We start from the raw sequence: 25,123 nt of genomic DNA, 5'->3' as shown, positions 1-25,123 counted from the left end.
GTCACCGTGACGCCTCGTCAGTCAAGCAGCTGGTCGAGCGAGTTCTCCCACTCGTCGAAGAACCCTTCGGGCCACTGGGCGAGCATGCCGTCCCTGTCGACGCGGGGGCTGATGACTTCGGCACCCGAGCCGTTGCCACGGAAGAAGTGGATGACGGCGTCGTCCGCCGCCAAGGCCCCCTGCTTCACAGCGATCCGGACGCCGTTGAGGACGTGGTCGCTGTGGGTCTCGACGACCAACTGCGCTCCGGAGGCGGCGGCCGCGGAGATCAGGGCCGCCATCCTGCTCTGCCCCTTGGGGTGGAGGTGGGCCTCGGGGTTCTCGAGCAGGATCAGGCTCTCGGGGGTCGCGGTGAGGCAGGCGACGACGATCGGCAGGGCGTACGTGAGTCCGAAGCCGACGTTGGTGGGGCGTCGACGGCGGGTGGAGTTGATGCCGGCGGTGCCGCCGAAGCCGTAGGAGAGGCGGACGAAGTCGGTGCCCTCGATCGCGGAGGCCTGGAGGTTCACACCGGGGCAGAGTTCCTGCATCCAGGCGACGGTCTGGTCGCGCAGCTGGGGTGAGGAGGCCTCGGGGTGGCGCAGCGGGCCGTCAAGCACCTCCCTTTCGCCGTAGTGGCGAAGAAAGTTGACGGTGTGTTCGCCACGAACACCGAGGAAACCGCTGTTGATGGCATGCCGGGACCGCGGGTAGGTGACGGCCGGCGTGATGCGGTCGGCATGGAGGTACTGGAAGGGCTTGAAGACGAACTGCGGGGGCCCGGGACTCAACCGTGTCTCGATCACGTCCTCGTCGGGCTCGTCCGGATCGAAGAGGCCCAGGCCTACGGAACGAACCGGCGCGCCTGCTTCGACCACAATGCCGACCACAGGATCATGCCCGGGCAACAGATCGTCCGTGGGGCCGAAGTCGTCATGCAAGACATCCCGGGCACTGCCCAACTCCACTAATTCTCCGTTGAGCAGCATCCTCTGATAGATCGCCGGCCGAGGCGGTGCGGTCTCGAACGACTGCCGGAACAGTCCGAGGGCCTGCAGAACACTGCTCTTGCCGGACGAGTTCAGGCCGGTCAGGAGGGTCAGCGGGCCCATCGGTAGTTCGAGGCGGCGGAACGCCTTGAAGTTGACCAGGGTGAGTCGGGTGATCACTGTGTGGAGTCTCCGTGGTCGAGGAGGTCTTCGAAGAGTTCCTGTACGGCGTCGAACCGCTTCCGCACCTTCTTGGGGTCGCCCGTGGCCACGGAGATGGACCGTTCGAACTCGGTGTCCTCCATGAGGTCCGCGAAGGCGTCCAGCGTGTCCAGCTGACTCAGCCTGTCGTGCTGCTCCGGGCCGAGTTCCGCCAGGTTCACCGCGATGGTCTCGAACAGGGCCTTGTTGATGGGCGACTTGCGCTGCTGCCCCGAACGGTACTTGCGGAAGGCATGGGCACCGAAGATCGCTCCGGCCGCGTCCATGGCCCGGCCGAACTCGCGCCGCAGGTGCTCCTCGTCCTCCGGCTCGAAGCGGTTGATGCGGTGCATTGCCTCTGCCAGGAACTTGTCGAAGTCTCCGGTGCGGTATGCCTCCGGAGAGGTGAGCCGGAAGGCCAGGAAGCGCAGCACCATCTCACGGTCGACCATCCGGTCTCCGACCACGCTGTTGCCTGTCGCCCGGCGGAACGCCTCGGACTCGGCGAGCTCGGCAAGGAAGGTCCTCGCGCGCCCCGGGATCAGCGCATGCCGGATCTCTTGCCGGGTGAGCGGTTCGCCGCCGGTGTTGATGCGGGCGAAGACATTGAACATGACCGCTTCGGGTGTGCCCCGCCGGATCACGTGGACGACGACCTCCGTCTCACGCAACCGGATCTGCAGCTTGCCGGAGAGGTCGTGAAAGCCCGCCCCCGTGAAATTGAGCAGGTACTCCAGCCCTTTGAGCCGCAAGGGCGCGGCACCGACCGTCTCGGCGTCCAGGAAACGCGCGATCGAGGTCAGCCGCTGGATGCCGTCCACGATGGCCCAGCTGCCGTCCTTCTGCTCCGCGGCGTAGAAGGACGGGATGGGGATGCGCAGGAGGAGCGACTCGATCAATCGGCTCTGCTTCTCGTCGGTCCAGATGCCGGCCCGCCGCTGGAAGTCGGGAGCGAGATCGATCATCTCGTTGCGGAGCCGGGAGAGCAGCAGGTCAACCGTCGTGTTACGGGTCTCGATGTCGATGTGCTCGGGGTCGAAGGGTGAGGTGATCTGGTAGACGCCCTCGTCGGTGTCCTCCCGCTCGACGTCGGTCGGCTGGCCGTCGGAAGTGGTCTCCCTGGCCGTGAGCATGAGCTCATCCAGGGTGGGGAAGCCGTCCTCCCCCGGAGCCTCCTGGTACCGCTCGAACACCGAGCGTCGGTCCCGTGTGCGCCCCTGGCTGCTGTCCTCCAGCGCGGCCATGTCTTCTCGTCGCCCTCGCCCTCGTGTTGTGCCGGGTCACCCAGTCCGTAACGGCCTCTCAGCCTACCGGCCGTGAGCCCCCGGTGACGGATGAGTGGTCGGCGCAGTAAGGGCAGGGGCCGGTCGAAGCGGATGGAGGGGCACTCGGCTCGTCGTCCGCCGTCTCCGGTCCCCTGTCGCCGGCGGGCGGGCCTCCGACGAGAAGCTCCTTCGCCCGGTGCAGGGCGTCCCGCAGCGGCGGGCAGACGAGGGCGACGGTCGCCAGCCCCGCGGCCGCCAGCAGATCCGGGACGGCTCCCCCACCGGGGAAGAGGACGGCCCCGGCGAGGAGGCCCGCGGCCACCGCCAGTCGGCCCGCCCCCGCGAGCAGGCGGCTGCGGAGCGGCTCGGCCGGCCCGCCCGCCGCGTCCGGCTCCGGTGCGTCCGCGAGGAGTACGGCGTCGACGACCACCAGGCTGTCGCGCTGTGCGCGCGGCTGGCAGCTGTGGCGCAGAGCGCCGGCGACGAGCCGGGACAGGTCGCGCACGGCTGCCTCACGGTCGGCTCCCTCGCCGAAGAGGTAGCGCTGGTCGGCGGCGGCGAGTGCCGCGATCAGCCGTTCGGTGCCCTCCCGCACCCGGGCGCGGGCGGCGGACGGCATGGTGCGGGTCCCGTACCGGGCTTGGGCGCGCAGGGCGTTGCGGAGACGTCGGAACAGCTTGCCGTGGACGTCGAGTGCGGAGTCCTGCGGACGGCGGCCGGACGGGACGAGCAGCATGTTCAGGAAGCGGATCGCCTCGACCGTGACGACCCCGGACGGGTCGGAGACCGCGGTGGCCCGTTCGTCGGCGGCCATGAGCGCGAGGGAGACGGCGCCGAACCCGGCGGTCGCGGCGAACATCCAGAGAGGCGTGACCGAGGTCCTGGCGAGCGAGGCCGCCCACCAGAAGGGGAGGACGACGGCCAGGAGGGGCACCGCCTGGAGCAGCACGGAGACGAACCGACCGGCGGCGACACGGTGCCACCGGTCGACGAGTTCGTCCTTGTCCGGCCCGCCCTCCGCCGGTAGGCCCCTCCGCTCCAACTCCACGAGCAGCGCCTCGACGCGCCGCACACAGTCAGCCCGCCCGATGCGCCGGGCACCGGGTATCCGGTAGAGCCCACCGCTCAGCACACGAGAACGGCTCTGCCACAGTACGGCGATCCACACGGCCTCGAAGAAGGTCCACCAGCCCCAGAAGAACGAGAGGTTGCCGAATTCCGTCCGCGTCATGACGTACAGAGTCGCAGACCGCACTGACAGTCACTTCAGGGCGACTTCGCACCACACCGTCTTGGTGTACGGGTCACCGCTGGTCGTTCCCCAGTGTGGGTGGAGAGGGCTTCGACGAGGAGGAGGCCCCGGCCGGAGTCCAGGTCGGGGGAAGGGGGAGGGAGGGTGCCGGGGACGGGCGGGCGGCGGTCGGGGCGCGGGTCCGTGAGCTCGATGCGGAGGGCGGGGTCCTGCGGGTAGAGGGTGAGGCGCAGACGGAAGTCACGGCCTCGCGCCCGGCCGTGCAGGACCGCGTTGGTGGCGAGTTCGGCCACGAGGAGGGTCGCCGTGCGGTTGGCGTCCGTGCCGTACGGCCAGCCCCAGCGGTCGATCTGCTCGGCGGCGAGGCGGCGGGCGAGGCGGGCGCCTCTGGGGGTGGCCGAGAGACGGATGGTGAAGGGGCGGGCGTGGGCGGTGTGTTCGGCGGGCTCGGGGCGGGGTGCCGGCGAGTGGGCGATATCGGCGTTCATGTGACTTAGCGTGGTCACCCGCCTCTACTCTGACCAGTGACAACGGTGGTACGCAGCGTCACTGTCCGGCCGCTGTCCGGCTCTGTCCGGGCGGCGTGGCGTGACGCGCGGCACCGGCGGGGAGTTGGGTACGGGCGGAACGTGGAGGTGTCCGGGCATGAGCGGTGACGGGATGGAGCCGTACGGCGCCGACGACGAGGAGTCGGCGGCGGTACTGCGGACGGTGGGCAGGGTCGTCAAGTCGTGCCGGGAGCGAAGGGGGCTCACACAGGCGGAGTTGGGGGCGGCGATCGGGTACAGCGAGGAGCAGGTGTCCTCGGTGGAGAGGGGGCGGCGGGCGCCGAGTCCGACGTTCCTGGAGAAGGCCGACGAGGTGTTGGAGGCCGGTGGGCTGATCCTCGGGCTGAAGAAGGACGTGGAGGAGGCTCGGTATCCGAAGAAGGTTCGGGATCTGGCGAAGCTGGAGGCGGAAGCGGTTGAGCTGTGCGCCTACGCCAACTCCGTCGTCCACGGCCTGCTTCAGACACCGGAGTACGCGAGGGCGCTGTACGGCATGCGGCGTCCCCCCTTCGCCGAGGAGGAGGTTGAGCGCCTCGTCGCCGCACGCCTGGCTAGGCAGGAGATCTTCGATCGGCAGCCCGCGCCCGTCTTCAGTTTCGTGCAGGAAGAGGTGACGCTGCGACGGCCGCTCGGGGGCACAATGGTGATGCGGAAGCAGCTCGAACGCCTGTTGGAGGTCGGCCAGCGGCGGAACGTGGAGATCCAGGTGATGCCCACGGATCGCAAGGACCATGCCGGTCTTGCCGGGTCACTTCAGCTGCTCCGGCTCAAGGAAGGGGACACCGTGGGACACAACGAGGTACAGCTGACCAGTCGGCTGATCTCCCACCCCAAGGAGGTCCAGATCCACGAGATCCGCTATGGCATCATCCGGGCCCAGGCCCTCACGCCTAGTGAGTCGCTGGCCTTCATCGAGAAAGTGCTGGGAGAGACATGATGACCAACCCCTCGACGGGGAACGGTTCCCCGCTGGAGTGGTTCAAGAGCAGCTACAGCACGAATGACGGCCCAGAGTGCGTGGAGGTCGCCTTCGCCCCCGAGACCATTCACGTACGGGACTCGAAGCGGGCGCAGGGCCCTCAGCTTGCCTTCAGTTCCGAGCAGTGGGCCGCATTCGTCTCGTACGCCGCCGATCACTGACGTACGACGTGTCGACGCCCCGCGTCCGGTTCCGTACCGGGCGCGGGGCGTCGGCGTATCCCGGTCAGGTGGGCGGCGGTGACCACTTGCCCTGATCGATGGCCTCCTGGAGACGCGCCGAGAAGTAGGCGTGTGCCTCGCGCATCTCAACCTCGCGGTTCGCCTTGTAGAAGGGGGCCGTGTAGCCGTCCGGCGGGTCCTTGCGTTCGCCGTCCAGGTGGGCGCGGAGTTGTTCGTAGTGGTCCTTGGTCTGGCCGTGGCCGTAGGTGTAGCGGTTGCCTGCGATACGGCGTTCCTCAGCGTCGAACCAGGTCACCGCATCGAAGTCCTGCATGATCGGGAAGCGAGCCTTGTACATGGCGACGAGCGCGTCGGCGTCCACCCCAAGCCATACAGCCACCAAGGCATCCAGCTCTACCAAGGTTGCACGTCGGGCGCGTTCGGTACGCAGAGGCGTTGCACGAGTCCATTCGGGACCGATTTCATGCAGGGGCTGCAAGTGGGGCCATCTGCAAGCCCAGGCCTCGTACGCCGGCCAAGTGGGATCGTAAAGCTCGGCCCAGAGAGCTGAGTAGGCGGACGTCAGGCAGTTAAGCCTCAATGTACGCAGCAACAAGGCGGACGCCAGCGGATGTCTCACCGACGGGGCAGGCAGCTCTTTCGCTCCCCCAGCTTGAAGGTCGCCTCGCCCCGTCGTTCGCAGGAAGTAGTCGACAGGTAGGCCTGACCAGAAACCCGCAACGAGCGCAGTCAGTTGGTTATCACCCATGGCAAGACTATGGACCGTGTTGATATGCGCAGCCCCCGGGGGAATCAACGCCGTATAGAGAGCACGCTCCGTGTCAGGTGCAATCTGGCGCCGCCACGCAACCCGGTAGAACTTCGTGTACGGGCGAGTCGACCGCTCCACAAAATGTCGATCGACAGCCTCGTCCCCAACCTCGTCCTCCGGCACCCCCTTAGCGTGCGCCAGCACCTGCCGAGCCTTGGCCGCGGCCCCTTCCGATGCGAGCAGTCGCGCCAAGCCGCCTCGGTCAAGCCACCTGTCCAGCTTCTCGGCGTACCTCTCTGGTGTAGCAACCCGCAGATACCCCGTCTCCGGCACCACATCGTCGGGAATCACCAGATGGTTGAGTCCGAGAACCTCCCCACCACCCTGACTGGGCTGCTTGAACAGCGGATTCGCGAGGCCCAGTTGAGGTCCCTTGAGAATGACATCGTCCCACTGCTTAGGCCGGAAGACCGAGCCGTCCTCCATCGGGAGGTTGTAATCGATAAAGCCTTCCTTCTTGGCACCACTCTCGTCGAAGCCTCGGGTGATCTGCGGGTCCAGCGCCCCCAACCTCAGCGGGTAATCCGCCAACGCCTTGATGGCCTTACCCTCCGCTACACTCACCGGCGACAGCAATCGGCCCTGCTCTGGCTGCCCCTCGTCACCCATCAACCGCTGCCACTGCTCCAGCGTCGCCCTGTCCACCCGGATGATCCGCTTCTTGTGTGGCCGCTCGTCCCACGTGTCCCCGTACCGGACCCCCGGGTCCGGCCCCGAACCGTCGTGCTGAGCGGAAAGCCGTAGTGCGTCCACCGAGAACAGCCACGACAGGTGGTCGAACCCGATCTCTCCATCAGGCCCATAGACGTGCACGCCGAAGTGGCTGGACCGGCCGACCGGCGGCGGAAAGAAGCGGTTGCCAGCGTTGACGAAGTCGCCGTGCACACGCAGCCGCCTGTAGGTCGCCTGCCTCAGCTGAGCTTCCTTGTCACCGCTGAGATGAGTGTCGGGATGGACAAGACCGACCGTGCCCAAGCGGCCCGCATGGGACCAGGTTTGACACATGAACGCCCGATACAGGTCCGGCTGCGTGCCTATAAGCAACGGATACGCGACCGGCGAGCCGAGCAAGGCCACCATGCCCGTGTTGGATACAAGTTCGGCCGACAGGTAGGAACCGACCTCGGCCCGCTCGGTCAGCTCAGCCCGCCGCCGGTCCTTCTCCGACCTTGCCGGCTTCTCCTGCAGCACGAACCACGGCTCGAACTCGGCGAGCAGGATGTCCTCCTCCCATCTGGGCCGCACCCAGGGCGGATTCCCCACCTGCAAGTCGAAGCCGGCCGCCTCCCCGGCGAAGACATGAGCGAACTGCAACTCCCAATGGAAGAAGCCCAGCCCCACATCGGCCCCGAGGTCATCCCGGTCCTCACTCCCCGCCACGTCCTCCACCGTGTCCAGCCACGGAAACCGCGCCTTCAGCCGGAACGGCGAGTCCATCCCCATGAACCCGTCGAGGTTCACCTCGAAGTCCCGCAGCGCCTTTAGGTTCTTGAAGCCGGCCACGAGGGAATCCGCCGGCACGTCCTTCGCACCGAGCGCGCACTCCAGGAAGTCGATCCAGTCGTCCAGCGTGGCGAGGGGAATCACCTCGCGCCGCTCCTTGGACCGTGCCGCCGCCCTCTTCCGCGTCGGCTTCGACTCCGCCGCGCCCTCCATCTCCAGCTGCTGAGGAAGCCCGTCGTCGAAGAGCCCGTCCTTCACCCAGAGCTGGTCCCCGGGGGCGGGACCGGCCGACTCGACCGGCACCTCCTCCGACGGCAGCTGCTCGGCCCCGGCCTCGACGCCCTCACCGCCGTCTCCGGCCAGCTCCTCCACCCGGTCCAGCGGCCAGAACCACAGTGCGCACCACACGTCCATGACCGTCTTCAGCCGCCAGTACGGCGTCCCGGGACGCGTGAGGTCGCCGTACACGACCTCCTTCGGCACCGCCTGTTTCGGATGGTCCAACCAGTCCGCGCCCCAGACGTCGATCTCGCGCGAGATCTCCCTCTCGGACTGCCTCAGCCGCTCGACGACCAGCCCCCACAGGAACTCGGCCCGCCGCGCGACCCCCTGGAGCCGGCGCCGCTGCGTCAGCGTCTTCGGTGCCCGCTGAATGCCGGAACGCCACTTCTCCATCCGCTGGACCGCCGCCTTGTCCAGCTCCTCGGCGATCTTCTTGGACTTGGCGTCGCCGACCACCGCTCCCCACCCCAGCGCGGGCAGCAGGAAGTGATGGACGGCTCCCTCGGGCAACGCCCCCGCGCGGAACGGGAGTTCCTTCGGAGCGAGCGTGTCCTTCTTCGACAGCCACTTGCCCTTGCCCAGCGCCTCCTTGTCGTAGATCTTGCGGCCCGCGCCGATGAGGGAGTTGCCGCGCCGCAGGTGCAGACCGAACCAGGGGGCCTGCATCCCGGGGTGCATGGTGTTGAGCCAGAGGGAGACCTCCGCCAGCTCCACCGCCGTGGCGTTGAGGTCGACGCCGTACGCGTTGTGCAGGGCGACGTACGCCTTGACCTTCTGGAGTTCGGCCAGCCTGTGGTCGGGGTCGATCTCCACGCCGGTCTCGGCCTGCCGGCGCTTCAGATACTCCGCGGCGACCTGGTTGATCGCCTCGTTGAGGAACGCGCCCGAGCCGAGGGCGGGCTCGCAGATCTTCCAACTCAGCAGCTCGCGAGCCGACGTCACCTCACCGTTCTGGTCGAGGCGGTGCTTGAGCGCCAGCTCGACCGTGACCTGGGTCAGGGACTCCGGGGTGTAGTACGACGCCGTGTTCTCGCGGTCCCGGCCCGCCAGCCGGTAGACGAAGGAGCCCGGCGGGTACTCGGCCCGCTCCGTCAGGCCGGTCTCGTCGTTCTCCCGCTGGACGAACACCTCGTTCGGGTAGTCGTTGGCGCGGGACTCGGGGATCATCCAGCTGCCCTTGGAGGCGTCGCCGCCCTTGGCGACCTCGAAGAGGGTCTCGTCCGCGATGAAGCCGGTGTACGACATCAGGCCCTCGTACACGGCGCCGAGCTGGTTGATGCCGAGCTGCGCGTAGGAGATGAAGCCGCCGCGCTCGCCCTTACGGCCCTTGGTGAGCATGAGGCGGCGCAGCACCTTGTGGAGGGTGGCGTTGCGCAGCCTGGTGTCGAAGAACTCCGGTCCCGAGGACGGGTCGTCCTCGTCGTACGCCGGGTTGGGGACCTTCGGGCCGATCAGCCGGATCGCGCCCGGCTCGAAGAGGTCGGAGCGCAGCGGCTCGAAGCGCAGTCCGACGTCCTCACTGCGCCGGGCTCGCCGCGCCCGTTCGAAGCGGCGGGCGCGCAGGTTCAGCTGCGCCTCCGTCAGGTCCCCGCCCGATGCCGCGAGTTCGGCGGCCTCCGCCTCTTCCGCCGCACGGTCCGCCGCCTCTTCCGCCCGGTCCTCGGGCTCGGTGCCGTGCGGGCGGTGGCCCTGGTTGACCATGCGGGTGAGCAGGTCGATCGACTGGTAGAGGTGGAAGCCGTCGCGGGCGGTCGGGCCGACCAGGTCCCGAACGGCCAGGTCGCCCAGACGTTGAAGGCCGTAACCCGCGCCGTACTCCGGATAGTCCGAGGGGAGGATGCCCAGCTCGGGGCGGGCCTCGGCGTAGAGCAGGAACAGGATCCGGTAGAGGTAGCGCAGTGACTCGCGGGTCAGGCGGCGGGCCAGCCGCTGGAGGTCGTCGAGGTCGGCGGGGGTCACGCCCTTCTCGGACAGCCGCTTCAGCACGGCCTGGGCGATGAGTTCGACGGAGTCCTTGAGGCCCTCGCGGAGCTCGGTCGAGACGCCCACGGCGTGTTTGCCCGACTTGGAGACGAGGTCGGCCAGCGGATTCGTGCCGCCGGTCTCCGGGACGCGGAGCGAGTCCGCGCCGAACAGGGCGGCGATCGTGTCGAGTTCGCCGCCGGGGCGGTCGTCGCGGCGTTCCAGGGCCGAGTCGAGGCTGACGGCCAGGTAGCGGCCCTCGCTCCAGGCGGTGCGGTCGGCGAGGACGACGACGCCGCCGACCAGGACGAGGATGTAGCGGGGCGGGTCGTCGGCGGCGAAGAGGAAGCGGACCAGGGCGTCGGCGTCGGTGATCGACTCGCCCTGCTGGATGTCGACGGGGTGCAGGAGCCGGCCGGGGCCGGCGGGGTCGCGGGCGGCGTCCGGTTCGGCGGCCCAGCCGCAGGCGATCGCGACCAGGCCGGGTTCGGCGTGGGTGACCTCGATGTCGTAGGTACGGCCTGCTCGTTCGACGGTGAGGGTCGCCGGAGTGGGGGTGTAACCGAGTGCCCGCAGAACGCGTTCGTGGAGTTCGGCGACCGTCTTGATCCAGCGCGGGTCGTCGTGTGTGCGCCAGCCCGACTCGTCCTCGGGAGCGTCGACTTCCGCCTGGGCCCGCTCCGCGAGGTAGGCGCGGCCCGCGAAGTACGGGGTGCGCAGGGCCCGCAGGCCCTGGCGAGGGGTGAGGGTGCGCGGCTCGTCCGCCGGCTTCTTGTTCTCCTCGGCCTCGCGTTCGGTCCAGCGGGCCAGCAGCCCGTCCTTCGCCTTGAGGTCCTTGGGGAGGACCTCGGCGAGGTAGTGCGCGGAGAAGTAGTCGCCGTGGTTGACCAGCGAGTCGTACGTCACGTCGAGGACCGTTTCTGCGGGTGGCTGCGGAGAGGAAGGGGGCGGGGGCTGCCGTCAGGCGCGGTCGAGGACGGCCAGGACGCGCAGCAGCGGGCGGCCGCTGGCGGTGAGCTTGTCGGCCAGTTCCGTCTGGTGGCGGATGGTGTCCTCGACGATGCGGCCGGGCAGGAGGGACTCCTGCTGCCAGCGGCCGAGGCGTTTGCGGTAGTCGTCGAGCTGGGCGCTGATCTGCCGCGTCCAGGCGTCCTTGCGTTCCTCCAGGTGCTCGCGGGCGGCGGCGACGGCGGCCGGGACGAGGGACTGGAGGGCGGCCAGGTCGCGGGGCGGGGCCGGGTTGGCCATGTCGGGTCCGACGCCGGCTTCCGTCAGGGCGTCCGGCATCGGCACCACCTCGGGGGTGCCGGGCAGGCCGCGGACGGCCATCCATTCCACGACCGTGGGGCGGCCGAGCCTGTTGGAGTAGATGCCCTGGACGAGGAAGGTGGGGCCGGGTGCTCGGGGGGTGAGGACGACGGGTGCCTGCTGGCGGCCGAACTGGACGAGAACCTTGTCGACCAGCCACTCCACCAGGGGGTGGATGTCGGTGAGGTAGCCGATCGCGGGCCAGCTGGAGCCGGACTTGCCCCGGGCCTCGTCCAGGCTGACCTGCCCCAGGCCCCGGTCGAAGGTGACCAGCAGTCGTTCCTTCAGCTTCTGCTCCCGCAGGTAGTCGGGAGGCAGGAAGTCGAGGCGGTGGAGGAGGTCGGGAGCCTTCGCGGTGGCGAGGCTGAGGTAGGGGGCCCGTTCGCCGCTCGGGCCGGTGCGGAAGTGCTCGGAGAGGTCGAGCGCGTCGTGCGGGCGCTCGTCGTAGACCTCGTCGAGGGCCGCCCGGACGAACCTCTCGGTGTCGCCGCCGAACAGGGACGGTACCGAGGCCTTGGGCACGGGGCGGTGCTCGGGCAGGACGGACGGCTGGGAGAAGAGCGCCGTCAGCGGGTCGCCGAAGGTGGGCGAGGCGGCGAGGGACTCCTCCACCGTGCGGCCGGCGAGAAGGTCCTTGATCAGGCGGCGTTCCTCCTCCTCCGCGCGGTAGAGGCCGGTGACCGCCTCGGCGGTGCCGTCGAGGCGGTAGGCCTCCTCTTCCCGCTCGAGGAGCTTCTCGGCGACCGTACGGTCGTCCTTGGCGCCCTCGGTCTCGGAGTGCAGGATCAGCGCGCGGAAGCGGGGGTTGTGCTTCTGGCCGTAGCGGTCGATGCGCCCGTTGCGCTGCTCGATGCGGATCAGCGACCAGGGGATGTCATAGTGCACGAGGTCGTGGCACTGGCGGTGCAGGTTGACGCCCTCGGAGGCCACGTCGCCGGTGAACAGGATACGGACGGGGTGGTGGGCCAGCCCGAAGGCCTCCACGACGTCCATCTGCTCCTTGTCGGACAGGCCGCCGTGCATGATCCGCACGGCCTGCTTCGCCTGGTCCTCGGTGAAGCCGAGCCGGGCGGGGACAACCTTGGCGAGCCACTTGAGCGTCTCGACGCGTTCGGAGAAGACGACGACCCGGGTGGCGGAGCCGGGACGTATGCCGATGTCGATGAGCTGCTCCACCAGGGCGTCCAGCTTGGCGGAGTCACCCGGCGCGCCGGTCTCCCCGATGGCGGCCGTCAGTGCGGACAGGCGCTCCAAGGCGGTGAGTTCGGTGGCGATGCGGCCGGCCGCCGGAGTGCCGGGCGCCGTCTTCGCCGCCTTCTCGGTCAGGTTGTTCCTGCGGGTGGCGACGGTCTTGGCGAGCGCCCGGTGCGAGGAGAGGAAGGCCTTCAGGAGCGTGTACGGGAAGAGGCGGTCCTCGGTGAGCGCGGTACGGCCGGACGAAGCGGTGCCGAACTCGGTGGAGGAGTCCGGGGCCGGGATCCAGTGCTCCGTGAGCTCCGCGAAGATCCGCTCCTCGGCATCGGTGGCGGTGCACGGCACGGAGACGGTGGGGTCGCGGTCGGCCCACTCCTTGCCGATCTGGTCGCGCACCTCGGGATGGACCTTCGTGCGGCGGATGAAGAGATGGCTCAGGTCGTTCTCGGCGTCGTAGTCGTTCGGGTCCGCGATCGCCACGGGGTCGAGCAGGCTGATCAGCTCGGCGAAGGACTTGCCGTCGCCATTGTGCGGGGTGGCGCTGGCCAGCAGCAGAGCGTCGGTGTTGGGGGCGAGGACCCGGGCGAGCGCGTTGCGCTGGCTGCCCCGGTTGATCAGGTTGTGGGACTCGTCGATGACCACCGCGTCCCAGTGGATCTTCTCCAGGTGGTGGCGGTACTGCCCGATGTTCTTGAGCGTGTCGACGGAGACGATGACCCGCTTGTAGTGGGTGAAGGGGTTGCGGCCTGCCGGGATCTCCCGCTGGATGCGCTGGATGCCGACCGAGTCCAGGCGGATCAGCGGGATCGAGAAGCGGGTCCACAGTTCGTGCTGGAACTGCTCAAGGACGTGCTGCGGGGTGACCACGAGAATGCGCTCGCCCCGGCCGCGGCGGATCAGCTCGGCCAGGGTGAGACCGATCTCCAGGGTTTTGCCGAGGCCCACGACGTCGGCGATGAGCAGACGGGGGCGCAGGTTAGCGAGGGAGAGGGCCAGCTCAGCGGGGCGCTGCTGGTAACTGAGCGGGTCGACGAGGAAGCGGTCCGCGAGGGCCAGGCCGCGTTCGGTCTGCGGCAGCGGCGTCTTGCGCAGGAGGGCCTCGAGGAAGAGGCGGCTGCGCCGGAAGTGGTCGGTCGGGTCCTCGACCAGCTCGGTGTCCTCGGGGTCGAGCAGCCTGACCCCGTCACCGGCCAGGCGCTCGATCTCGGTGAAGAACACGGCCGGCTCGTCGCGGACGAACTCCGAGACGCCGACCGCCTCGATCTTGGCACCGTCACGGCTCGGAGTGACGTTCTTGACCAGCCACTCCTCGTCCCGGACGAGGATCTGGGCACCCGGCGGGAACCTGCTCTCCGATGCGTCCGCCGCCTCCGCGACTGCCGACTGCTGTGGCCGCCCGTCCGGCTGGTGGGTCACGCTGCTGCCTCCGCGTCCTGCGCACACTGTGTCTGCCGTCGCCCGGATGGGGACGAATACCGCGCAAGTCTTCCACGGCGTGCGGTGTTCGTGCAGGTCGCTGCGGGAAGTGCGCCTTCTCCGGGCGATCGGTCAGCGTCCGCCGACGCGGGCCGGGGCGAAGGATGCCTCCCGGGCATAGGCGGAGCGCAGGGCTTCGGCGACGGAGTGGGCGGTGGCGGCGTCCGGCATGCGTCCTCGTGGAAGGCGTGCGGGGGGTGCGGGCCGAGGGCCTGGCGGTGGAGCGACGGCGTCGCCCGCCTCGTCGGGGAGGGCGGCATCACCGGCGTCCGGCTGCTGCTCCTTCGAAGGCTGCGCGGCCGGGTCGACGACCGTGGGCTCGTACTCGGCGATCGGTCCCGGAGGCGGAATCAGCCGGCCGTCGGCGTGCGGTGCGGTCCGGGTGATCAGCATCTGCCGTGCCTGCCAGGCGGTGACGCCCGCGCTGTTGAGGACGGCCACCAGTGTCGCCGTCACCTCGGGGAGAGCAGGCCGGTCCGCCGGGTCGAACGCGAGCATCGACGACACGACGGGAACCAGCTCCTCGGCCAGCCCCGTCAGATCCGGGGCCTGGTTCGGATCGCCGATGCGCGCCGCGACCGTCAGCCAGTTGTCGCCGTCGTACGGGTAGTGGCCGGTGGCGGCGAACAGCAGGACCACGCCCAGGGCGTAGACGTCCGCGGCCGGGGTCAGACGGTGGCTTCCCTCCGCCTGCTCGGGCGGCATGCACAGCACGCTGCCGACCACGACACCCGTCGCGGTCAGCGTCGTACGGCGTTCCGCGAGCACGGCCAGGCCGAAGTCGATCACCTTGGGGCCGTCGGGGCCGAGGAGAATGTTCTGCGGTTTCAGGTCCCTGTGCAGCAGCTGCGCCTGGTGGACGGAGGTGAGTCCCTCGGCCAGCAGGGCACCGAGACTGGCGGTCTCGACGAGCGGCAGGGGGCCGTGGTCGCGGGCGTGCCGCAGGAGGTCGGGGCCGGGGACGTAGTCGACGGCCAGCCACGGCCGCTCGGCGAGCGGATCCGCGCCGGCGAAGGCCGCGACGCGGGGACCGAAGACCTTCTTGAGGTTCTCCACTTCGAGGACGAATCTGCTGCGGGTCTCGGTGTCGAGGACCGACGTCTTGATGACCTTGACGGCGACCTGCTGACCGGCGGGTGACTCCCCCAGGTAGACGCGGCCCATGCCGCCGGAGCCGATCCGGCCGCGCAGGGTATAGCCCCCGATGTGGGTGGGGTCGTCATTCCTCAGCGGTTCCACGGCGTCCTCGCTCCCCCTCGGCGTTCCGGTGAGGCACATTACAGGGGCGACTCCCCGGCCAGGTCTGCCAGCAGGACGTCGGCGACCAGCTCCTCCACCACGGCGGTGCCGTGTTCTGCCATGGCCCGGGTCAGCTCGGTGTCCCAGGGGGCCTCGGTGAGGCGGCCGGGCCGCGGACCTCGCGGAGTGCGGGCGATCGCGGCGCGGTAGTCCGCCGCCGTCATGCGCCAGGGGCGGGCCGGTGTCTTGTTCAGGACATACGCGGCGATGCGGATGCCTTCACCGTCGAAGTCGCCGTGATAGCGGAGGGTGGCGCCTTGGTCCGCGAGGAGGCGGAGGAGACGGATGGCCGCGCTGTTGGGCCAGCCGGAGGTGCACACGAGCGTCGGGCAGTCCGGTCCGAAACGGCGTACCGCGAGGGCCAGGATGCTGGGGTTCTCCACGGCGTGGACGACAGGTGCGGGGCCTGCGGGGAAGGTGAACTCGCCCGGGCTGCGCAGTTGGGCGAGGGTCAGGCTGGCGGCCTGTCCGCTCTCGGCGCAGACGCGGGACACTCGGGCGAGCGGGCCGTCGCCCGCAGGGCGTAGTCCCCCGACGAGAACGGTCGGGGACAGGTCGTCGTCGGCAACGCCTGCGCGTGCCCACAGGGCACGCCGGTCCGCGGCGGACTGCGGTGGGGCGAGGTCGTACAGGGTTGCCAGGGCACGCAGGACGAGGGTGGACAGGGGGGTTCCGTCGTCGAGTGCGTGCGCATGGCCGTTCAGGACTCGAGCGGCGAAGACAGGCAGCGGTTCCGCCTGGGCGGGGAGCTCCGCGAGCACCGTGAGCGCGTCGGCGAGCAGCGATCGCGTGCGTTGCGGTGAGCCGCCGACCAGACCGGCGGCTCGGCAGGAGGCGGCCCAGCCGGAGAGCGCCGGCTGCGCCCGCACGGTGTCATGGTCGGCCAGCCAGGCCCACAGCTCCGCTCGTTCGCCTTCCTGGCGACGGCGTTCGCCCGCGCGGTCGCCGAGGGGACCCACGAGTTCGATGACGGTCTCGCGCACCGTACGGCCGCACAGCTCGGTGACGGCTTCCTCCAGCCGGGCCAGGGCGACGGAGGGTCTGGCATCGGGCAGGCGGTCCAGGCCGAGGAGGTCGGCGAGAGCCTCGCGCTGGGCGTCGTCGAGCGGTCCGAGGCGCACCCGTGTGACGGGGCGGCCCGAGGAGAGGCGGTCGTGGAGCGTGTGCCAGAGCGGACGGAGTTCCGGGCGGCGCAAGGCCCGTTCGCCGGAGGTCGGATCCAGGTGGGTCATCCCGCGTCCAGGTCGGTGCCGTTCCAGACGAAGCGGGCGCTGGTGACCGCGTCGTCGTGCCCGTCGGTGAGGAGCTGGTGGACGGCGATGCCGGGCAGCTCGCCGTAGGTGCACCATTCGTGGTCGGAGGTGACGATCAGGTCCAGGTCGAGCGCGGTAAGCAGGGCGAAGACCTGCCCCCGGTTGACCGTGTCGACGCCGACGAACACCTCGTCCAGCAGGATCGGCCGGGGGGCCATGGGCACGGCCTCGTAGTGGGCGGCGACGGCGGCGAACAGGGGAAGGTGCAGTGCGATGGCCTTCTCTCCGCCGGAGAGCGCACCGTGCAGCTTTTTGGTGAGGGGCTGCCAGCCGGTTCCGTTGGCCCGGTCGAGGCGGACGGTGAAGCGGTGCCAGGCGGTGTAGTCGAGGACCTGGCCGAGCTGTTCCTCCCAGCCGGCGGCCGTGTTGCTGCCCTTGGCCTCCTCGATCCTGGCCCGGAAGAACGCGTGGAGGGCTTCCCGGTCGGTCTCGGTGACCCGGCCGGGATCCTTCAGCAGCAGTTGGCGGGCGGTGCGGGTGCTGTCCGGAAGGTCTGGACGGACGTCCCAGACGAGTCGGACGGCGACCTTGGATGCGGTACGGACCCGTTCCAGGTGCCCGTTCATGCGGTCGACGAGTTCGCCGGCCTGGCGGATGCGCGCCGCGAGGTGACGGCGGATGTCGCCGGTGAGGATCTGGTCGAACAGGCGCCGCTCGGCGATGGTGATGTCGTCCCGGCTGCGGTCACGCTCCTGGGTCAGCGTGGTGAGCAGACCCGTCGCCCCCACGCGTACTCCGTCCAGGGTGGCGGTGAAGAGCTGGATGTCGTCGTCCGGTTCCAGGTCCAGGTCGGCGCGGGCGCCGAGGCGCTGGCGTGCCTCGTGGACCGCTTCGGAGAGACGGGTCGCGGCGTCGCCCAGGTTGCGTGGGGCGTGCGGGATGCCGGGCCACTTCGCCGCTGTGGAGCGGGCGGCCTCCAGTGTGGCCTTGGTGCCGTCACCGGCATCGAGTTCCCGTGTGATGCCGGCGTCCTCGGCCAGCCCGGCCAGGCACAGGTGCCGGAACCGATGCGCTGCGGCGTCCCGGATCGCGACGCCCTGTTCCCGCCGCTCGGCGTCCTGGCCGCTGGTGGCCCGGAGTTCACCGATACGTCCTTCCAGGCGCAGTAGGAGATCAGCCGCCCGGCCGGCCTCCTCACGGCAGCGCCGCAGCTCGGCCCGCGCCTCGGCGACGCGTGCGACGATCTGCCGGTAGTCCTCGCCGACGCCGGCTTCCACCGCCTGCAGGCGCGCCTTCAGCCCCGCCGCCTCCGCTTCGGCGGCGGTGGCCCCCTCGGCCTCTCCCTCGGCGATCCGGCGCGATCGGTCCGCCTGCGCGGCCCTCTGGTGGGCCAGGTCGGCAGCGGCGGTCGCGGCGAGCCGGGCGTCCACCCAGCTGTCGGCGGTGTCGCGGAACTCGTCTACGGCGGCGGAGAGTTCACGCAGTCGGTCGCGGTCGGTGGGCAGTCCGTGTTCCACGGCCCGGCGGTCGAGCGTGCGCAGCGCACCGGCAGCCTCGCTCTCGCACCGCGCCAGCCGCCCGGCGGCGTCACGCACGGCGTCGTCCCGAGCTGCCACCCTTTCCTCGGCGCGGTCCCGGTCACGGCGCCGGCCATCGAGCTCCCGGTGGTCGGGTCGGGTTGCGCGGTCGGCGTCCAGCCGGGCGCGGCGGGCGGCGAGACCGCGCAGCTGGTCGTCGAGCGTGGCGAGAGCCGGCTTCGTCTCGCCGATGCGGTCGGTCAGTTCGCCGATCCTGCGCTGCCGGGCCCGCTGCCGCGCCAGGGCTCCGATGTGGGCCGGTTCCGGCTTGCTCCAGGTCCCGGTGGCGAGCGCGAGACGCCAGGATCCGTCGGCGGAGACGGCCGCGGGGTGCCCCCCGGGCAGCGCCGAGCCGTACGCGATGCCGGCGAGGATACGGGTCACGGTGTCGGCCGGGACGGGGATGTCCGCCTCGGGCCCCAGCACCTCCAGCAGGCTGGAGCCGGGGGCGGTCATGGCCAGGGCTGCCTCGGCGCGGGTGTCGTGCCCCGGCAGTGTGATCCCGTCGTACGGGCTGACCCAGGCGTCAAGGAGACCCGACGCCTCCAGTGCGGCCTCCACCGCGGCCTGAACCGCGGGCGGGACACCTTCATGGAAGGCGACCAACCGCCACAGGGGTGCTCCCGCCGTCGCCGTGCGGACGGTGGTGCGGGTGGGCGGGGGCACCGGCGGCAGGTCGGTTTCACCGCTCAGCCGTCGTACCTCCTCCTGAAGTCGGCTCCGCTCGTCCCGCAGACCCTGACATGCGGTTCGGGTGGTGGCCTCCGCCGTGGCGATCTCCTGTTCCAGCGGGCGTGCGGCAGCTTCGGTCAGGGCCGTCACCTCGGCCTCGGCCGCTGCTGCGGCCAGGAGTTCCCCGGGGTCGGTGATGCGCAGTTCCGCGCAGCCCTCCACCCAGGCGAGCAGCCGTTCAGCCTGTGCGGCGAGGGCCTCGTCCCAGGCCACGGACGCCTCGTCCCGCCGGACGATCGCCTCCGCGAGTCGGGTGCGGGCCTCGTCCAGCAGTTCCTCGGCGGCACCTCGGTCGCGTACGGCGCGATCGTGCTCATCGATCGCCCCGGTGACGAGGGTGATCTGCTGACGTCGGGCGGTTTCCGCGCCACGCAGCAGCCGACGGGCCTGTCGCGCCCCGTTCTCGGCCGTCGCACGCGGGCCGCCGTAGCCCTGTTCGCGTCCCATGCCGCCGGGGATGGCCACCGTCGGATCCGCGTCTAGGATCGTCTGCACCTCGTGGTGGATGGACTCCAGCCCAGCTGGCCGGGCCGACCTGTGCGCCTCCCCGGCGGCTTCGTGTGCGTGCTCGCCGAGTGTGCGGGCCCGGCCCGCTGCCTCATCGGCGTGCAGCTGGTCCTCCTCCGACTGGGCCTGAGCAGCTTGGGCAGCGGCTCGCTGCCTCCCGGCGGCGGCTGTCACGTCTTCGGTGCGGCGGCGGAGCCGGTCGAGTTCCTCGCCCTGCTTGTACTCGTCACTCTCGCGCAGGCCCTCGACGGTCTCCTCCAAGGCGTGTGCGCGCAGCTCATGCTCCTCGCGCCGCCCCTGAGCCGACTCGCGCTCCGCCAGCGCCCGCTGGAGCTCCTCGGCGCTCTGGCGGGCGACGCGGGTGAGGTTGTCCATCTCGGTGGTCACCGAGATCAGCACGGCGGAACCAGCACGCAGGACCCGTCGCGCGTAGGCGCGCTGCCGCGATGCGACCGTCTCGGCGGCCGTCACCTCTTCGTCGAGCCGCTTGAGGTGTTCGCGCTGGCGGTCCAGCCGCTCGAAGCCCTCGGCGAGTTCGGCGATCTCTCCCTCGCCCAGCGGGGGCAGAGCGCGGGACAGCAGGATGGAGAGCAGGGACGGATCGAGCCGTTCGGACAGTTTGGGCTGGCGCAGCTGGAGCAACGCGGACAGCAGCGACTCGTAACGCTGCTCCCCCATGCCAGCGAAGAGTTCACGCCGCACGGCCGTGCGGTAGTCGGTGGCTGAGGCATGCACGTCACCGCGCTCGCCCAGCGCTTGCGCCAGGGCGGCCCGGGTCAGTGGCTGTCCCGCCTCGTTGACCAGGAGGACACCGTCGGGGTGGGCGAGCCGGGAGCCGGTGGTGAAGTAGTCGGCGTGCACCGTGCTGGTGTGCACGCTCGCCTGCAGGCGCGCCCCGCAGCCGAACCACCGCTCGGTGCCGTCCTCACCGACGCGGCGGAACTCCATCCACACGTATCCGACGCGGGTCTTTCCGGAGGCGCCCTCGCCCAGCAGGTTCCAGTGCATGGTGCGTTCCGAACCACCGAACGTGGACAGGCGGTTGGGACGCAGGCTGGCGTCGAAGAGGAACGGCAGCAGAAGCTCCAGGGCCTTGGACTTGCCCGAACCGTTCTGGCCGCGCAGCAGCAGACGGCCCTGGTGGAAGGTGAACGTCTCGTCGTAGTAGCGCCAGACGTTGAGGATGCCCGCACGGTGCGGCTGCCAGCGGCTGCGGGTGGCTTCCGCCCCTTGTGCCGGCGCCGCAGCCGGCTCGGTCGGCTCCGGCCGCCGCGGGAGGGGGAGCTCCGTCACGCTCACTGCTGGTCTCCTTCTGCGGCAACGTCCCTGGAAGTCGTGCTGTCCGCTGCCCCGGGCGACCGCGCGTCCTCCTGCGGTCCGGGCCTGTCGTCCCGGTCCTGACTCGTCGTCTGCGTCAGGCGGTAGCGGTAAGCGGCCGGGCACGCGACGACACGGCCCCCCGCCCGGCGGGCCAGGCCCACGTCACGCAGTACGCGCACGGCATCGTCGGACAACCGGGTCGCGCCGTCCTCGGACTGATACGCCCTGGCCCACCGCGGGAAGCGCCGCAGCAGACCCGCGCCGACCTCGGCGAGTTGCTCGGGCAGCAGCCCCGCGGGCGCGTCGCACAGGGGCTCCAGGAGGAGCAGCGCGGCGACCCGGGCGGTGGAGGTGTCGTCGGGGAAACGGGCATCGGTGGCGAGCCCGTCAGGGTCCACGAGCAGGAAGCCTTCGGCTCGTTCTTCCAGGAGGAAGCCGGCCTGCTCGACCGAGCGGCGCAGGATCTGCCGTCCGGTGAGGGAGGTGACGTACGCCAGTTCGTCCTCGGTGAGGTCCGTCCGGTACAGCACGGGGTCGTCGAAGAGGCGGCGCAGCACCGAGTGGCGCAGCCTCAGGTTGCGTTGCGCGTCCGTCGCGGTTGTGTCGCTGTGTGTCTCGTCCGAAGTGCCGTCGGCGACCGCGCCTCCGTAGCGGCGCTCCCGTACGAGACCCGTGAGGAGGTCCTCGAACCGCCCGGGCACCTCGTCCGGAGGTACGGCGAGCCGGGAGGCGCCGACGGGCGCGGCGGGCAGCCGCATCAGCAGTGTGGTGTCAACGCGGTACAGGACCTTTGCCTCCGCGGACTCGACGTACGCCTCGGTGCTCCCGTCCACCGCGCGCAGCACGTCGTACGACTCCAGCAGTTTCAGGACGTCGACGAACGCCATCCGCTCCGGCTTGTGGACCGGGTCGAACGCGGTCAGCGCCCGGTCGGCCGCCATGGCCTGCACGACACGGTCGGCGAGCATGCCGATGGTCGTCATCGGCATGGACAGCAGCTCGGCCGCGGTCACGCACAGCAGCACGTAACGCCGGCGGTCGAACGGGGCCCGGCCGGAACGCGTTCTGCGGGCCGGTCGGGAGTCACACGGGTCGGCGCGGACCTTGGCGAGGCGGGCGTAACCGCGGCGGGGCTCCACCACCAGGCTCCAGCCGCACGTGTAGTCGAACCACTGGGCCAGCGGTTCGCGTCGGCGCCGTACCAGTTCGAAGCCGGCGGGGTCGGCGGCCTCGGTCAGCAGGGGGTGGACCAGCAGAAGACGGATGGCACGGGCCACGTCCTCCCGTTCGGCGGTGGCCAGTTGGTTGGCGAGGGTGCTCATCCGGCCGCCTCCTGCCGCTCGGCACGCAGGGCGGGGAAGACACCGGCTCCTCCCGCCGCCGTGATGTGAACGACGTAGTCCGGTGCGGCCAGTGAACCCTTCGTGGTGCGCAGGACGGCGGTGCGCTCGTCGGGAGGCGGCGACAACGCGATCTCCACCCGGCCGTCCCCTGTCGTGGCGCGTCGCAGGCCGCCTGCGTCCGGCCTGGCGGACAGGGCCCGGCCCAGCAGGTCGAGCAGCCGGTCGAAGACGGCGGGATCCAGTGTGCCGAATGTGGACAGGCGCACGGGGCCGTCCCTCTCCAGCGCCCGCCAGGCACGTGCGAGTTCCGCTCGCTCCGCGCGGGCCCGCTCCGCACGCTCGGCCCTGACCGCCGCGACGTCCCGCACTCTGGCCGTGCGGGTGAAGCGCTCCGTCCGCCCGCTGGTCCGCAGCAGCGCCGACACCTCCACGGGCGGGGCAGCGGACCAGGACAGGGACGACGGGATCAACTCCGGGTCGGGGTGGGCGAGGTGAGCGTGGCGCGCAGGGCCGAGTCCGAAGGCCGCCGACCACAGCCGGTGCAGGTCCTCCTCCGCGGGAGCGGCGGCGAACCAGCGCGCCAGCTCCCGGAAGTCCTGCACCGCGCTGGAGGAGCGGCGCCGTGACTCGTTGATCCGCTCCAGGACCTGAAGGAGCGAGACGATGGCCCGCCGGGCGATGTCGTGCAGCTGCTCGATCCGGGGTCGTGCCCCGTCGTCGGGAAGGAACCACACTCGCAGTCCCGCCCAGCGAGCCCGCCTGCTCTCCAGCCAGCCTGCCGTGGGATCCGCACCGGCCACCGGTGGCAGCTCGGCCCCGCGCAGGGCTCGCTCGCGCAACACGGCGGTGCCCCGCTCCTCCACCCGGGCCACGGCGGCGGCGACCGCTTGGCCGCGCCGGTCGAGGTTGACCAGGAACTCCTGCAGATAGGCAACGGTCGCGGCCTTGACCTCGCGGAATACCTCCAGGTCCGCGCCCTCGGCGCGCAGGAGCCGTTGGAGTTCGCCGTTGAACGCCTTGGTGTTCTCCACCAGGGCCTCCAGGTGCCCCTCCAGCTCTCGCAACGTGCTGAAGATCCGCCGATCCGCCGACGCGGGTTCGCGGGACAGCAGGCACAGCTCGTCCAGCCGGTCGGCGATGGCCTCCAGCACGGCGGTCTGCAACGCCCCCGTGGAGGCCAGCGCCTCGAGCGCGTGCCGCACGCCGGCGAGAGCGGCCTCGCCCCGGCGGGTCAGCGAGTACTGGAGGTTTCGCCGCTCGTACTCCTCGGCCGTGCGGTAGTTCGCCGCGTGGTTGTGCACCACGTCCAGGAGCTCCCACTGCACGAGCTTCCTGAGCGCGTCATGCAAATCCTCGTCCTCGATCGCCGCCGCCCAGCCCACCGCGCGCAGCCGCTCACGCACCGCGTCGGGCCCCAACGCCGTCTCCAGGTGCTCGCCTGCCACCCCGAAGGCCTCCAGCACCGCCCCGTACAGATCGGACCTCTCCACCGTCGTGAACCGGAACATCTCCGGTGGAACCCTGCGCACGCCCGTGGCCCCCTCCCCCACCGCCTCGACGGCTTTCAGATCTCCACCGTAAAGGGCGGTGCCGACATTCAGAGGCGGGTCCAGGGAGATCGAGGCGCGAGACGGACGGGGCGTGTGCGCTGTGGTGTCCGCACCCGGACGAACACAAGACGGTCGCCCCCGAGACCCTTCGACTACCGGCCTCGCCCCGAAACGCAGGTCACAGCGCCCCGGACCGCCCGACCCGTTGCCCCCTGGGAAACAGGTCGAGAAACGAACCTGAAACAGAAACCCGCAGGTCAGGCACCCTTGGCAGCCGGCTCCAGAATCGCCACGCACTCCACGTGATGCGTCATCGGGAACAGATCGAACGCCCGCAGCGTCCGCACCCGGTAGCCGCCCTCGCGGAAGTACGCCAGGTCTCGGGACAGGGCCGCCGGGTCGCAGGCGACGTAGGCGATCCTGCGGGCGCCGAGGGAGGCGAGGTGGGTCACCGTCGTGCGGCCCGCACCGGCGCGGGGCGGGTCCAGGACGATGAGATCGACGTCGGTGATGCCCGTGCGCGGGAGGACGGTCTCGACCTTGCCCTGTTCCACGCGGACGCGGGGGAAGTCGGCGAGGTTGTGGCGGGCGTCCTCGACCGCGCGCTTGCCGGACTCGATGCCGAGGACCGCGCCCGTCTCGCCCAGGCGGTCGGCGAGGGCGCCGGCGAACAGGCCGACGCCGCAGTAGAGGTCGAGGGCCATCTCGCCCTTGCGGGGCAGCAGGCCTTGCATGACCGCCGTCACCAGCGTGTCCGCCGCCTTCGGGTGCACCTGCCAGAAGCCGCCGCTGCCGACGCGGTGCGTCCGGCCGTCGGCGCGTTCGCGGACGAAGGGGCGGCCGTGGACGCGGTGGACGCCGCCGTCCTTCTCCCCGACCCGCATGACGGACACCGGCCGGTCCAGTTCGACGATCGGCAGGCGGGCGCCCGGCCGGGGCGTCAGGATGACCTGGCGGTCCTGGGAACCCGTCGCCGCGATCGCCTCGACCGACTCCATGCCGGTCCACTCGCGCTTCTCGATGCCCAGCTCGTCCACGCCCGGCGCCGCGATCATGCAGTGGTCGATCCGCTCCACCTCGTGGGAGCGGTGCTTGCGCAGACCGGCGTGGCCCTCGGCGTCGACGGCGTACTGCACGCGCGTGCGCCACGCGGGCACCTCACCGGGCGGCAGCTTGTCGCCCTCGGCCGGCATCACGGTGCCGTCCCAGCCGGCTTCCTCGGGAGTGAGGCCGGCGAGCCGCTGGAGCTGCTCGGCGATTACCTCGCCCTTCATCCGGCGCTGCGCGCCCGGCTTGGCGTGCTGCCAGTCGCAGCCGCCGCAGCGGCCGGGGCCGGAGAACGGGCAGGGCGCCTCGACCCGGTCCTTGGACGCCTCCAGGATCCGCACGGCGTCCGCACGCAGGAAGCGGGCGCCCTCCTCGCCCTCCGTCACCCGGGCCACGACCCGCTCACCGGGAAGGGTGTGCCGGACGAACAGCACCTGGCCCTCCTCGGTACGGGCGATGCAGTGGCCGCCGTGGGCGACAGGGCCGATCTCGACCTCGTACTCGGTCCCCACCAGCGTCTTCTTCGGTTCTTCCTGCATGGCGGGGTGACTCCAGGGACGAGGGTGGACGAACGGCCGGACAACAGCCCACCAGTCTACGTGGGCGCCGTCCGGCCGTTGACCG

General features: G+C 70.7%; 13 protein-coding genes and 1 pseudogene. 2 read left to right on the top strand and 12 right to left on the bottom strand.

Annotated features, from left to right (window positions below; genetic code table 11):
* Positions 1 to 17: 17 nt before the first annotated feature.
* From ACFYXA_RS00655 to ACFYXA_RS00640, 4 genes and pseudogenes are all read right to left on the bottom strand, one after another.
* Positions 18 to 1,148: a DUF3696 domain-containing protein gene (locus tag ACFYXA_RS00655; protein ID WP_389027096.1), complete on the bottom strand. Its 1,131-nt coding sequence runs from the start codon at positions 1,146 to 1,148 to the stop codon at positions 18 to 20.
* The gene (locus ACFYXA_RS00650; protein ID WP_389027094.1) at positions 1,145 to 2,413 is read right to left on the bottom strand and encodes a DUF262 domain-containing protein; all 1,269 of its coding nucleotides are present in this window, start codon (positions 2,411 to 2,413) and stop codon (positions 1,145 to 1,147) included. Before ACFYXA_RS00650 ends, ACFYXA_RS00655 begins: the two co-directional genes overlap by 4 nt.
* 58 nt (positions 2,414 to 2,471) lie before the next feature.
* The gene (locus tag ACFYXA_RS00645) at positions 2,472 to 3,665 is read right to left on the bottom strand and encodes a hypothetical protein (protein WP_389027092.1); all 1,194 of its coding nucleotides are present in this window, start codon (positions 3,663 to 3,665) and stop codon (positions 2,472 to 2,474) included.
* Positions 3,666 to 3,695: 30 nt separating this feature from the next.
* Positions 3,696 to 4,174, bottom strand: a pseudogene (locus tag ACFYXA_RS00640) (ATP-binding protein).
* Positions 4,175 to 4,331: 157 nt separating this feature from the next.
* Here ACFYXA_RS00640 and ACFYXA_RS00635 point away from each other — a divergent pair.
* Together ACFYXA_RS00635 and ACFYXA_RS00630 are read left to right on the top strand one after the other, a co-directional pair.
* Complete coding sequence (locus tag ACFYXA_RS00635; RefSeq protein ID WP_389027090.1) at positions 4,332 to 5,171, top strand: helix-turn-helix domain-containing protein; 840 nt, start codon at positions 4,332 to 4,334, stop codon at positions 5,169 to 5,171.
* Entirely contained in the window at positions 5,171 to 5,374 is a 204-nt protein-coding gene (locus ACFYXA_RS00630) for a DUF397 domain-containing protein (RefSeq protein WP_389028976.1), read from the top strand. The genes ACFYXA_RS00635 and ACFYXA_RS00630 overlap by 1 nt, the downstream gene beginning before the upstream one ends.
* 64 nt (positions 5,375 to 5,438) lie before the next feature.
* Here ACFYXA_RS00630 and ACFYXA_RS00625 read toward each other — a convergent pair whose 3' ends face one another.
* The 8 genes from ACFYXA_RS00625 to ACFYXA_RS00590 all read right to left on the bottom strand — a co-directional run bounded on the left by ACFYXA_RS00625 (position 5,439) and on the right by ACFYXA_RS00590 (position 25,038).
* The gene (locus ACFYXA_RS00625) at positions 5,439 to 10,799 is read right to left on the bottom strand and encodes a hypothetical protein (RefSeq protein WP_389027088.1); all 5,361 of its coding nucleotides are present in this window, start codon (positions 10,797 to 10,799) and stop codon (positions 5,439 to 5,441) included.
* Positions 10,800 to 10,853: 54 nt separating this feature from the next.
* Positions 10,854 to 13,811 carry an SNF2-related protein gene (locus ACFYXA_RS00620; RefSeq protein WP_389027086.1) on the bottom strand — a complete coding sequence of 986 codons (2,958 nt, stop codon included), beginning with the start codon at positions 13,809 to 13,811 and terminating at the stop codon, positions 10,854 to 10,856.
* 132 nt (positions 13,812 to 13,943) lie between these two features.
* Positions 13,944 to 15,110 carry a serine/threonine-protein kinase gene (locus ACFYXA_RS00615; RefSeq protein ID WP_389027084.1) on the bottom strand — a complete coding sequence of 389 codons (1,167 nt, stop codon included), beginning with the start codon at positions 15,108 to 15,110 and terminating at the stop codon, positions 13,944 to 13,946.
* 38 nt (positions 15,111 to 15,148) lie between these two features.
* Positions 15,149 to 16,402, bottom strand: a complete 1,254-nt coding sequence (locus ACFYXA_RS00610) for a TIGR02679 family protein (protein ID WP_389027082.1) — start codon at positions 16,400 to 16,402, stop codon at positions 15,149 to 15,151.
* Positions 16,399 to 20,538: a TIGR02680 family protein gene (locus ACFYXA_RS00605; protein WP_389027080.1), complete on the bottom strand. Its 4,140-nt coding sequence runs from the start codon at positions 20,536 to 20,538 to the stop codon at positions 16,399 to 16,401. The genes ACFYXA_RS00610 and ACFYXA_RS00605 overlap by 4 nt, the downstream gene beginning before the upstream one ends.
* On the bottom strand, positions 20,535 to 21,881 hold the full coding sequence (locus ACFYXA_RS00600) for a TIGR02678 family protein (protein WP_389027078.1): 1,347 nt from the start codon (positions 21,879 to 21,881) through the stop codon (positions 20,535 to 20,537). Before ACFYXA_RS00600 ends, ACFYXA_RS00605 begins: the two co-directional genes overlap by 4 nt.
* Entirely contained in the window at positions 21,878 to 23,410 is a 1,533-nt protein-coding gene (locus tag ACFYXA_RS00595; protein WP_389027076.1) for a TIGR02677 family protein, read from the bottom strand. The genes ACFYXA_RS00600 and ACFYXA_RS00595 overlap by 4 nt, the downstream gene beginning before the upstream one ends.
* 299 nt (positions 23,411 to 23,709) lie before the next feature.
* Positions 23,710 to 25,038 carry a class I SAM-dependent RNA methyltransferase gene (locus tag ACFYXA_RS00590; protein ID WP_389027074.1) on the bottom strand — a complete coding sequence of 443 codons (1,329 nt, stop codon included), beginning with the start codon at positions 25,036 to 25,038 and terminating at the stop codon, positions 23,710 to 23,712.
* Between the last annotated feature and the right edge of the window lie 85 nt (positions 25,039 to 25,123).

Origin of the sequence: Streptomyces sp. NPDC002566 (assembly GCF_042889585.1) — a bacterium.
Classification (GTDB): Bacteria; Actinomycetota; Actinomycetes; order Streptomycetales; family Streptomycetaceae; genus Streptomyces.
The sequence above is the reverse complement of the archived record's forward strand: the minus strand, read 5'-3'. Positions and strand labels throughout refer to the sequence as shown.

Excerpts from the sequence above, each read along its gene's own strand:
- ACFYXA_RS00650 (WP_389027094.1), bottom strand. The coding sequence starts at position 2,413 with ATGGCCGCGCTGGAGGACAGCAGCCAGGGGCGCACACGGGACCGACGC.
- ACFYXA_RS00645 (WP_389027092.1), bottom strand. The coding sequence starts at position 3,665 with ATGACGCGGACGGAATTCGGCAACCTCTCGTTCTTCTGGGGCTGGTGG.
- ACFYXA_RS00635 (WP_389027090.1), top strand. The coding sequence starts at position 4,332 with ATGAGCGGTGACGGGATGGAGCCGTACGGCGCCGACGACGAGGAGTCG.
- ACFYXA_RS00630 (WP_389028976.1), top strand. The coding sequence starts at position 5,171 with ATGACCAACCCCTCGACGGGGAACGGTTCCCCGCTGGAGTGGTTCAAG.
- ACFYXA_RS00610 (WP_389027082.1), bottom strand. The coding sequence starts at position 16,402 with ATGACCCACCTGGATCCGACCTCCGGCGAACGGGCCTTGCGCCGCCCG.
- ACFYXA_RS00600 (WP_389027078.1), bottom strand. The coding sequence starts at position 21,881 with ATGAGCACCCTCGCCAACCAACTGGCCACCGCCGAACGGGAGGACGTG.
- ACFYXA_RS00595 (WP_389027076.1), bottom strand. The coding sequence starts at position 23,410 with ATGTTCCGGTTCACGACGGTGGAGAGGTCCGATCTGTACGGGGCGGTG.
- ACFYXA_RS00590 (WP_389027074.1), bottom strand. The coding sequence starts at position 25,038 with ATGCAGGAAGAACCGAAGAAGACGCTGGTGGGGACCGAGTACGAGGTC.